This is a genomic window from Pontibacter sp. H249, from assembly GCF_037892465.1.
Lineage (GTDB): Bacteria > Bacteroidota > Bacteroidia > Cytophagales > Hymenobacteraceae > Pontibacter.
In genome coordinates this window covers 20,194-35,275 of sequence record NZ_JBBKTR010000021.1, presented here as the reverse complement: position 1 = coordinate 35,275, position 15,082 = coordinate 20,194, and the positions used below count along the sequence as shown (strand labels likewise).

Annotated in this window: 11 protein-coding genes; 7 read left to right on the top strand and 4 right to left on the bottom strand. The window is 42.7% G+C overall.

What is annotated here, in order from left to right; translation table 11 throughout:
• Positions 1 to 26 precede the first annotated feature (26 nt).
• The gene (locus WG943_RS19600; protein ID WP_340411579.1) at positions 27 to 494 is read left to right on the top strand and encodes an Hsp20/alpha crystallin family protein; all 468 of its coding nucleotides are present in this window, start codon (positions 27 to 29) and stop codon (positions 492 to 494) included.
• A 411-nt stretch (positions 495 to 905) separates the two neighbouring features.
• Here WG943_RS19600 and WG943_RS19595 read toward each other — a convergent pair whose 3' ends face one another.
• Positions 906 to 1,856: a hypothetical protein gene (locus tag WG943_RS19595; RefSeq protein ID WP_340411578.1), complete on the bottom strand. Its 951-nt coding sequence runs from the start codon at positions 1,854 to 1,856 to the stop codon at positions 906 to 908.
• 32 nt (positions 1,857 to 1,888) lie between these two features.
• The gene (locus tag WG943_RS19590; protein WP_340411576.1) at positions 1,889 to 3,013 is read right to left on the bottom strand and encodes a PAS domain-containing sensor histidine kinase; all 1,125 of its coding nucleotides are present in this window, start codon (positions 3,011 to 3,013) and stop codon (positions 1,889 to 1,891) included.
• A 505-nt stretch (positions 3,014 to 3,518) separates the two neighbouring features.
• Between WG943_RS19590 and WG943_RS19585 the strand changes: the two genes are divergently transcribed.
• On the top strand, positions 3,519 to 6,260 hold the full coding sequence (locus WG943_RS19585; protein ID WP_340411575.1) for a cation-transporting P-type ATPase: 2,742 nt from the start codon (positions 3,519 to 3,521) through the stop codon (positions 6,258 to 6,260).
• Positions 6,261 to 6,345: 85 nt separating this feature from the next.
• Here WG943_RS19585 and WG943_RS19580 read toward each other — a convergent pair whose 3' ends face one another.
• Positions 6,346 to 7,647, bottom strand: coding sequence for an NCS2 family permease (locus WG943_RS19580; RefSeq protein ID WP_340411574.1), 1,302 nt, complete (start codon positions 7,645 to 7,647; stop codon positions 6,346 to 6,348).
• A 315-nt stretch (positions 7,648 to 7,962) separates the two neighbouring features.
• Between WG943_RS19580 and WG943_RS19575 the strand changes: the two genes are divergently transcribed.
• Positions 7,963 to 10,434, top strand: a complete 2,472-nt coding sequence (locus tag WG943_RS19575) for a TonB-dependent receptor (protein WP_340411572.1) — start codon at positions 7,963 to 7,965, stop codon at positions 10,432 to 10,434.
• 493 nt (positions 10,435 to 10,927) lie between these two features.
• Positions 10,928 to 11,158: a hypothetical protein gene (locus WG943_RS19570; protein ID WP_340411570.1), complete on the top strand. Its 231-nt coding sequence runs from the start codon at positions 10,928 to 10,930 to the stop codon at positions 11,156 to 11,158.
• A gap of 8 nt (positions 11,159 to 11,166) precedes the next feature.
• Here WG943_RS19570 and WG943_RS19565 read toward each other — a convergent pair whose 3' ends face one another.
• A complete protein-coding gene (locus tag WG943_RS19565; protein WP_340411569.1) occupies positions 11,167 to 11,637 on the bottom strand; it encodes a DoxX family protein in 471 nt (156 codons plus the stop codon).
• Positions 11,638 to 11,827: 190 nt separating this feature from the next.
• Between WG943_RS19565 and WG943_RS19560 the strand changes: the two genes are divergently transcribed.
• The 3 genes from WG943_RS19560 to WG943_RS19550 all read left to right on the top strand — a co-directional run bounded on the left by WG943_RS19560 (position 11,828) and on the right by WG943_RS19550 (position 15,057).
• Positions 11,828 to 12,403, top strand: a complete 576-nt coding sequence (locus WG943_RS19560; protein ID WP_340411568.1) for a TetR/AcrR family transcriptional regulator — start codon at positions 11,828 to 11,830, stop codon at positions 12,401 to 12,403.
• Positions 12,404 to 12,563: 160 nt separating this feature from the next.
• Positions 12,564 to 13,895: a TolC family protein gene (locus WG943_RS19555; protein ID WP_340411566.1), complete on the top strand. Its 1,332-nt coding sequence runs from the start codon at positions 12,564 to 12,566 to the stop codon at positions 13,893 to 13,895.
• Between the two features lie 16 nt (positions 13,896 to 13,911).
• Entirely contained in the window at positions 13,912 to 15,057 is a 1,146-nt protein-coding gene (locus tag WG943_RS19550) for an efflux RND transporter periplasmic adaptor subunit (RefSeq protein ID WP_340411565.1), read from the top strand.
• The last annotated feature ends 25 nt before the right edge of the window (positions 15,058 to 15,082 follow it).

The window sequence follows — 15,082 nt, the reverse complement described above, 5'->3', positions numbered from 1 at the left end:
TATCTATCAATCTAAAGCGTAAAAAGATGGCAAACTTAACAAGAAGAGAGGGAGAGGGTTCTACACCTACAAGATCAGTTTTCTCAGATTTCTTTACAGACATTGATCGCATGTTCGACAATGACTTTTTCCTGATGCCTATGCACCTGCGTAGACAAATGGGTAACAGTATGCCTGCAATAAACATTCGGGATAAGGATAAAGAATATTTAATAGAAGTAGCTGCCCCAGGTATGAGAAAAGAGGACTTTAACATTGACATGGAAGAAGGTAAGCTTACCATCAGCTGCCAGAGAGAAGAGGATAAGTCTGAAGAGAAGGATAACTACAGAAGGCGTGAATATAACTACAGTTCCTTCAGCCGTTCCTTTAACCTGCCAGATAACGTGAAGCCTGAAGACATAAAAGCTCGTTACGAAGATGGAATATTAAGCTTGAACGTGCCGAAGACACAGGAGCAGCAAAAACCAAAGAAAAAGATTCAGATAAACTAATCACTGATGGTAAACTGGGGCGCTAAAGCCCCGGTTTATTTTACTCACTTTCCAAAGTATAATTTGTGTAGTTATCATAACTCAATTAAGAGCAGATTAGAGTAAATTAAAGCAATGGAACGCCTTGTAATCATAACTGTATTAGCCTTGTATGGTTTGGCTTACATGCTCTACTACATGTACGTAAAGAAATAGTATAAACATGCTACTCCAATTTAAGTAAAGTGTATATTAAAAGGTAGACTTAAAAAAGCTTCACTTAAAGTTATACTGTTGTTTGAGGAAAGGTGATTCATGCTTCCTAACTATCAATAATGCGGCAGTTCGTCTCCAGTAAAAGTATACTTTACATGGTGCTACAGCTGCATGATTAACTAAATTTTAGGTTGACCTAAGCTAAAGTATAGTTTCTTAATTAGGGATACTCTTGGCTACGTAATTAACAGTATCAGCTGCCGTAAGCCACTCCAGCGCTTCTTCCTCGCTATAAAAATAATATGACTGATAATCGATACAGGAGTTCCTGATCTTTGTTCCCACTTGCTCCAAAGCCAGTTGCTGCATTGCATCAACAGAGTTTACTACAGCGATTTTGGTAAGTATACAACTCCTAAGCGTTTCCGTGGCAACATCCAAAAGCCATTTCTGATCATTTAATGAAGGAACTCCAAGTCGCTGATTATTAATCATCATCTTTTTAGGCTGATGCTTTACAAGTGCCTGTATTCCCTTTTGTATACCTAACCTGTATTCATGGCTGTCCACGGATCGTAACCACTTCAAGCTTAACAGGCTTATATCCTGGTTTAGACTAATCGTAACAAAGTCTGTTTGATATAGAAGTATACTTTTGCTGTTTGTAATAGCTTCTGCGCCTTTAGCACTAACTATTTGTGCAAGTATGTTACTGTTTAACAGCCTGCGCAACTCGCTTGTACTACCAGGCATTGGTATGTGGCGCATGTCATCTGGTTGTGAGGGGCTGCCAAGTATCCATAAAAGTGCATCACTATACGTAGAAAACTCATTTATCTCATAAGGTTGTTCTGCTGATTTTTTCAGAACACGTTCATAAGCCTCCCATTGCTCTTTTGTTTGCGACAGCACTCTTGCACTTCGTTTTAATGAGGTATTAGACAATGCTTTTTCCAAAAATTCTGCAGTACAATGTTGGTCTTTTAAACTAGGTGCACCTATGGCAGATACATCTGTAATAACATATTGTGCCTTTAATGTATTAATGCAAACAGCTATGGTCCGTATACCATGGCGGTATTCTTGGCTGCTTACAGGCCGTTGCCATACAGCAGAAAGAAACTGCTTAGATGGGCTGAAGTTCAGAATCAGAAAGTCATTGCTCATGTTAGAAGGATTTCGAATTCTAGAGTTTATAATTAGGCACGTGCAGCAAAAGAATAACCATTGGCTTTAGATTCCATCGGTTTATAAGCTTTAGCATGATCAGAAGGCCATGAAAAAACAAAGTCTGCCCCTCCAAGCCGGCCTTCGTTTACAGTTACAGATCCGCCATGCTCCTCCACCAGCTTCTTCACAATTGAGAGGCCTATACCCTGTGAGTCTACTCTTGATGAGTTCCCTTTATCAAATAATCTGAATATGCGTTTGCGCAGGCTTTTTGGTACTCCTGGTCCATTGTCTGATACACTTATCAGAGTTGCACCATTTTTTTCAGAGCTGCTAACCTTTACACAAGGTGTAGGGTTGTCATTGTGCTTGAATGCATTACAAATTAAGTTTAAGAATATCTGAAGCACCTTGGTTTTGTTGCCTGATATAACTGGCAGTTTGCCCTCTTGCAGTAAATGGCCGTTATATGGTATTTTTATCAGCTTTCTTACATCTGCCATTACCTGGTTCAGGTTTATATCTTCTTCAATATTTCCAGTTCCTGATTTTGAGTAAGCTGCTATTCCTGAAATTAAATTGGTTATGGATTCCAGGCTATTCTGTACTGCAGCAATGTACTCTGCGAGCTTCGTGTTTTTCTTGTCAGGCAGTTCTTTGTTCATCAGGTGCACCACAGCATGCAGGTTAATAAGCGGAGACTTCAGGTCGTGGGCAATCATATAACTGAATTTCTCAAGCTCTTCCTGTTTTGCTTTTAACTGCTCGATTTGTGTGAGGAGTTTGCGTTCAATTTCTTTGCTATGAGTAACATCTCTGAAAGTAGCAATAAGTAAACTCTTATTATTTACAATAATAGGAGCAAGGGCAACATCTACGCTTATTCTAAAGCCATCTTTTCTATAGCCTGAAAAGATTAGACTTTTACCCATTTCATAAATCTTCGATTTAGTAAGGTAATCTGACAAGCGTATGTTAAGTTGATCTGGTAGCAACACATTTAGACTCTTGCCTATTAGTTGCTCCTGCTGATAGCCGAATAGGTGAGCAGTAGGTGCGTTCAAAGCCAACATAGTATTACATTCATCAACAACAATGACTGCATCCGGAAAAAAGCTAATGGCTTCCTCAAAGGTGAGAAAATGATTTTTCATAAAGTTTGTTACTGCCTGCTATCTGCTGTATAGCTACGTTTAGCTATTTCTAATTATTTATTGCATTTTAAAAGCCCAAGACCTACTTAACTTTGTTGCAATACATTGAGTTCAAATGTTTTACATGTTTGTCGTATTTTTTACGACAAACATAATAATGTTGTGCTGACATTCGCCATGTAAATCAGTACACTCAAATAAAAAAGGAGCAACTTAATCGGCTATATTGCCAATTCTATAGTATAAATTCTTAGTTAGTTTTCTGGAAGTTAGGCGTGAAATAAAAGTAAAGCTTAAGTATAAATACCTAAGCTGTTCCGCAAGTTTACACTGCATAAACAGGCCTTGTTTTACTCTTGGAGGCAATATAAATTATACTTTTAATGTAATGCTAGGGCAGTTTGCTAGAGGCAGAACAAGAAGATAAATTTTACCTCCCCGAATCTAAATATCCGGTTATCCAGAAACCATAAAACAAACAGTTACATCTACACAATAAATAAAAATGCGGCAAAGTAAGAGAGACAACTGGCACAGTCTGGAAACGGTTGAAGTAGAAAAACTACTGAATGTGACTACAGAAAATGGCCTTAGCAGCACCGAGGCAGAAGAAAGGAAAGCACAGTTTGGTCTGAATATACTTACGCCGCGTCAGCAGCAAAATCCTTTTATAAGATTTCTCCTGCAATTTAATCAGCCACTTATTTACATCCTGCTAATTGCTACTGTGGTTACGCTATTCTTGCAAGAGTACTTGGATGCGCTGGTGATTTTTGCAGTTGTCTTCGTAAATGCTGTTATAGGTTTCATACAAGAATCTAAGGCGCTAAAGGCAATTGATGCTCTCTCTAAAAGTATGGCCTTAAACGCACAGGTAATTAGAGACGGCAGAAAAAGGAACATTGATGCCAGGGAGTTGGTACCTGGTGACGTGGTGGTGCTGCAGTCTGGAGATAAGTTTCCGGCAGATGTTCGCTTAACACAGCAGCGTGACCTTAAAGTAGATGAGTCTGCACTTACCGGAGAATCTGTGGCAGTAGAGAAAAGCACAAAGCCAGTACCTGCAGATGTAGTAATAGGAGACAGGTTCTGCCTTGGTTTTAGCTCAACGGTGATAACTTATGGGCAGGGCAAAGGTATTGTGGTAGCCACCGGCGACAATACAGAAGTTGGAAAAATACAGCAGTCTATCGCAGGAGCAGAAGAGCTGCAAACGCCATTAACAATTAAGATCAAAAAGTTTAGCCACATGCTTTTGCGGGTGATCATCGTGCTGTCGCTGGGTGTTTTTGCTGTTGGTATTTTACGTGGAGAGAGCCCGGTAGATATGTTTATGGTAGCTGTTGCACTTGCAGTTGGTACCATACCCGAAGGCCTTCCTGTTGCTGTAACTATCATGTTGGCGTTGGGTGTATCTAAAATGGCTAAACGCAGAGCAATTATCCGGAAACTGGTGGCAGTTGAAACCCTTGGCAGCACCAACGTTATCTGCTCCGACAAGACGGGTACCCTTACCGAAAACCAAATGACTGTGCAGGAGATATATGCCGGCGATACTAGTTATGCTGTTTCTGGCTTAGGGTACAGACCGGAAGGAGAAGTGCAACAGGAGGATGGTAGCGTCGGTTTAGATGATAATGAATCTCTGCAGTTGTGTCTGAAAGCCGGTTTGTTATGCAACGATAGCAGGCTAAAGCAGGTCGAAGAACGCTGGGAAATAGAAGGTGACCCTACAGAAGGTGCACTGCTAGTATCGGCTATTAAAGCAGGCTATACCGAAGATGAACTTAATAAAAAGTATAAACGCTTGGATAGCATTCCGTTTGAATCAGAATACCAGTATATGGCTACTTTGCATGCGAGTAAGCCCCGTCTTATATTTATGAAAGGTTCTGTAGAGGCTATACTAGATCGGTGCAGCCAGTACAAAACTGCTGCCGGTGAGTTCAAAAAAATAGATAAGCAAAAAATTCATAATCAAGTAGATGAAATGGCTGCGAAAGGACTGCGTGTGCTGGCTTTTGCCATGGCAGAAGTACCTGATGCCTTAATCAACATCAACCACGAAGATGTAAGTGCTGATCTGATATTTCTTGGTTTGCAAGGCATGATAGACCCTCCGAGAGCCGAAGCCATTGAAGCTGTAAAGCTATGCCAGGAGGCAGGAATTGATGTGAAGATGATTACCGGAGACCATGCAGTAACAGCCGCTACCATTGCAGGGCAGATCGGCTTGAAAGGAAGGCGCGAGAATGGTCAACTAGTAGCTATAACCGGTAGAGAATTGCAGGCTCTGGACGATGAGGAGTTAGCTAAAGTAGCCGAGAATACGGCTGTATTTGCAAGGGTTGCGCCAGATCAGAAGCTACGCCTTGTAAAGTCTTTGCAAACGCAAGGTAAAATCGTAGCCATGACTGGAGATGGAGTAAATGATGGCCCAGCGCTGAAGCAGGCAAACATAGGCATTGCCATGGGTATAACTGGCACCGAAGTAGCTAAAGATGCCGCAGATATGGTACTGACTGACGACAATTTCGCCTCTATTGAGGGAGCTGTGGAAGAGGGCAGAGGTGTATATGATAACCTGACAAAGTTTATAGTTTGGACTATACCTACCAACCTGGGGGAAGGTCTTGTGATTATAGCCGCCGTTATTCTTGGTACGCAGCTTCCTATACAGCCAGTACAGATTCTTTGGATTAACATGAGTACAGCCGTTCTGCTCGGATTGATGCTGGCTTTTGAGCCTAAGGAACCTGGTATCATGGATCGCCCGCCACGACCGGCCAAAGAACCTATTCTAACCTTTGAGCTCATTATGCGCACCCTGTTGGTAGGAACACTGCTCATGATCGCAGCATTTGGCTTGTATTTGTATGAGCGGCGGGTGCTTGGTGCTACAGTTTCAGAAGCACAAACAGTGGCAACAACAGTGTTTGTGGTTTTAGAGGCAGTGTACTTGCTAAATTGCCGGTCGCTGCTTAGGCCAATGCATCAAATTGGATTCTTCTCTAATATGTGGGTGTACTATGGCATTGTCGCTATGATGTTTTTTCAGGCGCTGATTATTTACTTGCCCATCATGAACAAGCTGTTCCATACCAGCCCTATCGAAATTATGTCTTGGTTACGTGTACTCGGAGCTGGTTTTGTGCTTTTCGTTGTAGTTACTATCGAGAAATGGTTACGCTTTAGTGCTGCTGCACGAAAGTTAAAAATCAGGACTAGCAGCAACACTGATAGGTGAAGTATAAACAAATCAGCCTTATTACTGACAGCAACGTAACTGATTTTTTAAATCTGCTAGTGCAAAAGTATGACAATAGCGCTGCCTAGAGTGCCAAAGAAAGTATGGCAAAGGCATTTATAACCCAAAGTGTCAGACTAACTTCAGAGCTTTTTCCTGTTATAAGCTTAAGGGCAGTCCAACTTAAGAATCCCCATATAATACCTTGAGTAATAGAATAGGTAAACGGGATCAGCACCATTGCCAGGAAAGCTGGGATGGCTTCGTCTAGCTGTAGCCAGTTTATGTTGATCACAGGCCTGATCATAAAAGCGCCCACTAGTACCAGGGCAGGGGCAGTGGCAATTGCAGGTATTATTGAAAGCATGGGTGCCAGGAACAGGAAGGGCAGGAAAAGTAAGCCGCCCACTACTGCCGTTAGTCCAGTACGGCCTCCAGCCTCTATACCTACTGCCGACTCTACGTAAGCTGTACCGGGACTTGAACCAACAAGACCTGCCAAAGCGGTAGCCACAGCATCTGTTGTAAGCGACTGTTTTACGTTGCGTGGTTCTCCGTGCTCATCTGTTAAATTAGCAGCTTCGGCAATACCCACAAAAGTCGATAAGCTATCAAACATATCTGTAAAAACGAACGCAAAAATTACCGGTATAATGGTTAACTTTAGTGAGTTTGTCAAATCTAGTTGCAGCAGCAGGCTAAAGTCTGGTGTAGACACCAACCCTTGCCAACTGATAATAGGATCCACGTCTGTGGCCCACCATCGGCCTAACGGGTAGGAAAGTAGTGTAGTGAATATTATTCCTAGCAGCATACCGCCACGCACATTCTTCACTAAAAGTATAGCCGTTATTAGTAACCCAGCCAGAAAAGTAAGTAGTGTAGGAGTTATTGCGCTTTTACCAATTACGGTGGCAGGGTTAGGTATTATAAAGCCTGCATTGATAAAGCCTATTAAGGTAATAAACAAGCCTATGCCGGCGGCTATGGCAAATCGTAAAGGGCGTGGTATGGCTTTTACGATCATAGTTCGCACATTGAAGATTGAAAGTAGAAAAAACACAATACCCGACCAGAACACGGCACCTAAAGCCACCTGCCAGGGTACATTCATGCCAAGTACCGCCGAAAAGGTAAAAAAAGCATTAAGACCCATACCTGGTGCAACCAATATCGGGTTGCGGGCATACAGTCCCATCATAATGCTACTAAAAAAAGAAACCAAAACTGTTGCCGTAACTACTCCCGAGAAAGGCATGCCCGCCTGGCTAAGTATAGTTGGGTTTACAACAATGATATAAGCTGTTGCTAGAAATGAAGAAATGCCGGCTATTACCTCCGTTTTTACAGAAGTATTATTTTCTTTTAGTTGAAAGTATGACTGCATTTATTTGAGGTAAAAGCTGTGTGGTAACTTATACTTTTAACCTGATACGAAGAAGCGTTTAAACTAACGAAGGTATAATGGCTTTCTCTTATAATTTTATTTAAATCGCCAGCATGCAGCGTATGTGCTAAAGGTGTAGTTATAATTGATTTCATTGGAGGAGCACATTGAATTTAATTTATACTTTGGTAAGGAATAGTTGCGGTAGTAGCAAAACTCTGAGCTTGTTTCAAAGTTGATATAAAAAGTATCAACCTGTTATTATAGCTCCAGCTTAATTAGATGTGCTAAATTTGACTCCATTTTAAACAATACATGGTGAAGTATGTAATACAAGCATCAAGATATAATGCACCCATGAAGCTGTTACTGCTCTTAATTTTATTTATTCCTTTTTTAGCTCATGCACAAACGGGTGTCGTCACCGGCACTGTGCGCGATCGTAATACACAAGAGCCTCTTATAGGCGTTTCTGTGCAAGTGTTAGATTCCCAACTAGGCTCAGTGAGCGATGAAAGTGGCAGGTTCAGAATAGAAAGTATACCTGTGGGGAGTTACACTATTCAAAGTTCATACGTTGGTTATCAATCCTCTATTAAGTATAACGTCAGTGTAACAGCTGGTAACATTCAGATTTTAAATTTTGAGATGGCTCCTGCCACCAGTCAACTACAGCAGGTGGAAGTGGTAAGTAATCGAAGCCAAAGTGCTTCCGTTGCCGACCTTGTTACGCCGCTTTCGGTGCAGAGTCTTAGTGCAGAAGAAATCAGGAGTAACCCAGGCGGTAATTTCGACATATCTAAAGTGGTGCAGGTGTTACCCGGTGTAGCTACAAACGGCACCGGTGGCGGCGGCCGTAACGATTTAATTATCAGGGGTGGAGCGCCTAGCGAAAATGTTTACTACCTGGATGGTATCGAAATCCCACTTATAAACCACTTTACTACGCAAGGAAGTGCAGGCGGAGCTACAGGTATACTTAATGTTTCTTTTATCGAGGATCTTAAACTAAGCTCATCTGCCTTTGATGCACGCTATGATAATGCGTTAGCTTCGGTGTTTGAGTTCAGGCAGCGTTCCGGTAACCCGGAGCGTTTTTCAGGTAATGTGCGTCTGAGCGGTTCAGAATTTGCCACTACATTAGAAGGGCCACTTTCTACTAAAACAACCTATCTGGTTTCTGCGCGTCGATCGTACCTCCAGTTCCTTTTTAAGCTGCTCGATCTGCCCATCCGGCCTAATTACTGGGACTTTCAATACAAAGTCGATCATAAGATAGATGACAAAACTTCCCTTTCTTTTATCGGGGTGGGGGCTATTGATGAATTCTCGTTTGGAGTGCCACGTAACAGCACCCCAGAAAACGAATACATACTGCGTTCTGTACCGCTTAATAATCAATGGAATTATACTTCTGGGGTCTCGCTAAAAAGGCTGGTGAACGACGGTTACCTTAACGTAGCTTTAAGCCGTAATGAATTTAATATAGATCTTGAGAAATCTGAAGCAGCAGAAGTTGAAGGCGAGAAAAAGCTTACCCTTAAATCGACATCAAGAGAAACTGAAAACAAACTGCGCCTGGACGTGAACAAGTATAAAAATGGCATCAGGTATAGTTATGGGGTCGCAGGGCAGTATGTGCAGTTTAAAAACGATATCTTCAGTGTAATTAGAAAGGAGCTTCGTGACGAGGCCGGTAATTTAACACAGCCAGGCGTAACCATAAACTATAATGGTGGCGTGGACTTTTTAAGATACGGGGCATTTGGGCAAGTTTCGAGTTCTGTGTTAGATAATAGGCTGGGCCTGTCTTTTGGACTACGTACCGATATGAACTCATTTACTGAGGAAGGCAAGAATCCATTAAAGACCCTGTCTCCACGACTGGCTGTTTCATACTTGCTATCTGATAAATGGACGCTCAATGCATCATCAGGTATTTACTATAAGCTTCAAACCTATACGGTACTGGGTTTTCAGGAAAACGGAAATTATGTAAACAGGTCTGCAGATTACACCCGCTCAATCCATTATGTGCTGGGTACTGAGTTTTTGCCTCGCCCTGATTTACGATTTACCCTTGAAGGCTTTTACAAAGGTTATAGCAATTATCCAGTGTCGCTGCGCGATGGTATTTCTCTTGCTAACCAAGGAGGAGACTTTGGCTCTATTGGTAACGAGGCAGTAAGCACAACAGGCAAGGGGAGGGCTTATGGTGCCGAGTTTTATCTCCAAAAGAAATTGACCGGTACTGTATTTTCGGTCTTTTCTTATACCTATGTGGTTAGTGAGTTTGCCGGTTTAGACGGACAGTATATCTCCAGTGCCTGGGATTACAGACATCTGGTATCCGGACTTCTTGGTAAAAAGCTTCCACGTAACTGGGAATTTGGAGCCAAATATCGCTATGCTGGTGGTGCACCTGCCACACCTTTTAATCTGGAAGCCTCTCAGCGTAACTATGCATCTTTAGGAGTTGGCATACTGGATTACACTCGTCTAAACTCCGAGCGGCTTCGCGCTTTTAACCAACTAGATGTGCGTATAGATAAGAAATGGAATTTCGAGCGAATTACGCTTGATCTGTTCTTAGATGTGGCCAACGTACTGGTTAGTAAAACTCCTGGCTTTGACCGGTATACTTTCCAAAGAAATGCAGATAATACAGGTTTTGCCACCACCGATAATGCTCCGCTTCGAAGTGACGGTAGCAATGCTATACCTGTTATTTTAAAAAATGATGATGGTAACCCAGTGCCTACTCTAGGTTTTATTGTTGAGTTTTAAGTGGGGCATAACATCTTATCTTCAATTAAATGTTTTGTCATCAGTTATGCATTTCATTTATATATGGTTAACAATTGCCTGTATTTATTTCATATAAATGAAATAGTTCAGTATATGCAGTTCAGTTCCTTCGCCATTTATTTAAATATAGTTTAACAATGATGTTAGTAAACTTGAGATTAATTTGACTATAAATAAAGAGTGTCATTTATTGTAGGATGATTGTGGTCAGTTTTCCAATAGGTGAGTCGGTCAGAAATACCTGCCAAATCCTCTCCACCCTGAAAGTAGACTGCTTGCACGTATGTCGAAGCGCCATCAGACTTTACCTGGTGCTAAGGCAGTGCATATAAAAAGTATAAGCCGGTTATTTGGAGCGACCATTATTAAAATCAGGTTGATTAACTGCCAACTGCTTTGGCCGTATCTATACGCATACTTTGTTACTCAACTAAGAAAATCTATGCCGCTAAGCCCTAAACTGGAAAAAATATTGAGCAAGATTTATGCCCCACAAGAACGTATGAATGCTACTTTTATGGGAAACGATATCAGTTACATAACCAATGAGCGAGGGGAACCCGTCACACTTTTTATAGGCAAAATAAGGGAAGACGGCAACATTGACGGAGAGCGTTATGTGCGTAAGATTGTACGAAAACCCGGATCAGACGAAATACAGAAAAGCCACTGGGACCTGAAAGGAAAAGTTAGCAGAGGCTGAGTTTTATACTATACTTGGGGTACGTCTTTTGCATTTCTTTGCCTCAGGATTTTGTTGTCTACAGAATATCGGCCTGGGCCTTTCACCATAAAAAATACTACAAGTACTGTTACAGCCAGCGAAAGTATAAGCTCCGTGTTCTGTAAGCTGAGTCCGCTTTCCTGTTGGGGGTTTACAATAAGCAGTGCCCCTAAAAGTATAGGTATCTGGCAGAGCAGGGCCAGGCGTGTCAGCATTCCAACCATAATCATCAGTCCTCCCACAATATGTACTGCACTGGTAAGAAAGTGAGCTTTGCCTTCGGAAAGCAACTCTTGGCTCGAACTAAAAATGTAGAATACATCAGTAGTGTGTTCTAAAAACAAGACGCCTTTCAAGAAGAGAAACATACCAAGTATAACACGGAGGCCATCCATCCAAATGGGGTTATTGGCGCTGTTAATGCGATGAGGGTGGCGGATTTCATGTGCGAATGCCATGGCTGTGGGTTTAATTAATAAAGTGTTATATCTTGTTTTACGTGCACCAAAACCATTCAGGTTTTATAATATGGCTTTTAAGTCGTTTAGCTGTTAATCTTGGTTTTACGCCGAAATTGTTTTTACAACTTAGAATGATCTGCTACTTTTGTACGCCCGAATGAACGTTCAATTGGGGTAATTAGGAGTTATGGAGCCAATTGCTGAAAAGAAGAAAGCCATTTTTAAAAGTACGCTGGAACTTGTGAGAGAAAATGGGTTTCATGGTACTCCTATGAGCTTGGTAGCCAAACATGCCGGTGTAGCGGCCGGTACAATCTACCATTACTTTGAGAGCAAAGAGCAGCTTATTTGTGAGTTATTTGACTATGCGCAGCAGCAGGCTATTGCTGTGGTAGAGCGTGAGAATTGTGCTGTTATTCCGTTTGAAGAGTGCTTTTTTAGGCTTTGGATGGGACTTTATACTTTTTACCGTGATAACACAGACCTACTAAAGTTTTTCGAGCAATTTGTAAACTCGCCTTACGATACTACCAGACCTCCGATCGAAAAAGACAAATTTTACTCGTTGTTGTTTCAGTTCTTTGAACGAGGCATCAGGGAAGGGGAACTGAGGGAGGTAAGCCCTAAAATTTTGGCAACACATGTGCACAGCAGTATCATATCTGCAGCTAAGCTCACAGGGTTTGGAAGATTGAAACTCGAGCAGTCGGACCTGGAGCAATTACAGCTGCTGCTATGGGATGGTATAAAGCGTACAGCTTAGGCTTGGGCAACTTTTTTATACTTTTAACAATGTTTAAACACGAAAATATGATTTATAGCCTATACTAGCTACACTAAAAAAGTATAAATGCTGCTGCAGTATCAGAACCTGTGGCGGCACGTTAAATACTCATCCAATAAGCTGAACATCAAATTTGTACATGAAACTAACTACTTGTTTTAAATATTTACTTGTTTCTTTTCTACTAGTGCCTGGCGTTTTGTTTGCGCAGGAGAAAGGCATTGATGCCACGGATAGCCTGACGCTTGAGCAATGTGTAAGCTATGCACTGGAGAATAGGGCGGCCGTAGAGCAGGCTGTTATCGACGAGGCCATCGGAGAAAGAGAAATCAGGGCCAGCCTGTCAGGGTGGTTTCCGCAGATCATGGCCAACTTTGGAGGCACTTACAATATAAAAAGACCTCAACAACCTATTGGTGGTGAGATTATCACATTTGGCCAGAATTATAATTCGAGTTTAGCTTTACAGGCAACGCAGAGCATTTTCGATAGCAACCTGTTACTTGCATCAAGGGCAGCGCGTTCAAGAAAAGCTCTGCTGGACCAGCAAGTCACTGATGCCCGCATCAATACAGTAGTAGAAGTTAGTAAGGCATTTTATGATGTGCTGTTAACACAGGAGCAGCTCCGTATACTAGACCAGAATATTGCGCGTCAGGAAAAGCAGTATAATGATGCCCGTAGCCGCTACGATGTAGGCCTGGTTGATAAAACCGATTACCAGCGTGCTGCCATTACCTTAGCTAACATTCGCTCAGACCGTAAGCGTGTGCAGGAAAGTATAAAAGCTAGCGTAGCTTACTTAAAACAATTGATGGGCTATCCGGTAGAGCAGGAATTAAACCTGACTTACAGTTATGGCCGCATGGAACAGGAGGTGCAGGCAGATACTACCGAACTGGTTGCTTTTGAAAGGAGAGTAGAATTACAGCAACTACAAACTCAGCGCAACCTGCTACGCCTTAACACGGTTTATAATCGCCTTAGCTTTCTGCCGACAGTTTCTGCCTTCGGCAACTATAACCTGCAGTACTTCAACAACGACTTCGAAAATCTGTACGACCAGCATTACCCCACATCTGCCGTAGGCTTACAGGTATCGCTGCCGATTTTCCAAGGTACCAGAAGACTGCAGAATGTGAAAATTGCGCAGTTGCAGGAAGACCGCTTAGATATTGAGATTGAAGATACCCGCAGAGCCATTAACACCGAATACCAGGTTGCCATGGCAAACTATAAAGGCAATTACACTGAGTGGCTAACCGTGCAGCAAAATCTGGAAATGGCAGAAGAGGTTTATGAGATCATCAAACTGCAGTACGACGAAGGAGTGAAGGCTTATGTAGACCTTATTGTAGCGGAAACAGACCTCCGCACAACTCAGCTTAACTACTACAATGCCCTTTACAATGTGCTTTCAAGCAAGCTTGACCTGCAGAGAGCCTTAGGTAATATAGACATCAACCGATAAAATCAGATAAAACAGAATGAAAAATAAATACGCCTGGCTCTTTTTAGCCATCAGTAGCTCAGCTATACTTATATCGTGTGGTGGTGACGATGCCGGCCAGCAGCAGATGAACCCTGCGGCTATGGCTGTTCCGGTAAACACTTACCAGGTAAAGCAAGAACGCGTTACGGGTAAAGACACGTATCCGGCAACTGTTGTGGCGCTGCAGGAGGTGGAGCTCCGTCCGCAAGTATCAGGTTATATTACTAATATCTTCGTGCAGGACGGACAGCGAGTAAGCAAGGGCCAAAAACTGTATGAGATAGACCCTAATAAATACCAGGCAGGTATACAGCAAGCACAGGCAAACTTGCAAAGCGCCAAAGCAAACCTGGCACGTGCCGAAAAAGACCTGGAGCGTTACGAACGACTGGCTGAGCGCGATGCTATTGCAAAACAGCAGGTAGATTATGCCCGCACCGATGTGCAAACAGCCAGAGCACAGGTTACGGCTGCACAGGCACAAGTGCGTAGCGCATCTACAGATCTAAACTACTCGGTTATCAATGCACCATTTACCGGCGTGATTGGTATATCGCAAGTAAGGGTAGGAGCACAGGTATCTCCGGGTCAGCCACTGCTCAACACAATATCTTCGTCTGATCCGATCGCAGTTGATATTGTGATCAATGAAAGTGAAATTGGCCGTTTTAGCAATTTGCAACGCGGCAGTCAGCCGGATTCACTTTTTACGCTTCGCTTTTCTAATGGTGAGCAATACGAGCACAATGGTAAACTGGTAGCTATTGATCGCGCCATTGGCCGCCAATCAGGTACTACTACCGTGCGTGTGCAATTCCCGAACCCGAAAGAAAAATTGGTGCCAGGTATGACGGTGAGCCTAGATGTGCTGAACCAAGACATCGGGGAGCAGATCGTGATTCCTTTTAAGTCGGTAACAGAACAACTAGGTGAGTACTTTGTGTATGTTGTGCAGAGCGATTCGGTGGTGCAGCAGAATGTGCAACTGGGCACGCGTGTTAACGGCAACATTGTGGTACGCGAAGGCTTAAAGGAAGGGCAGCAAATTGTGACGGAAGGTATACAGCGCCTGCGCCAGGGAGCCAAAGTTCAGCTGGATGCACCGCAGCAGGAGCAGCCACAGGCAGGTGCTTCGAAGTAATTTGACAACCTTCAGATGAGATTAA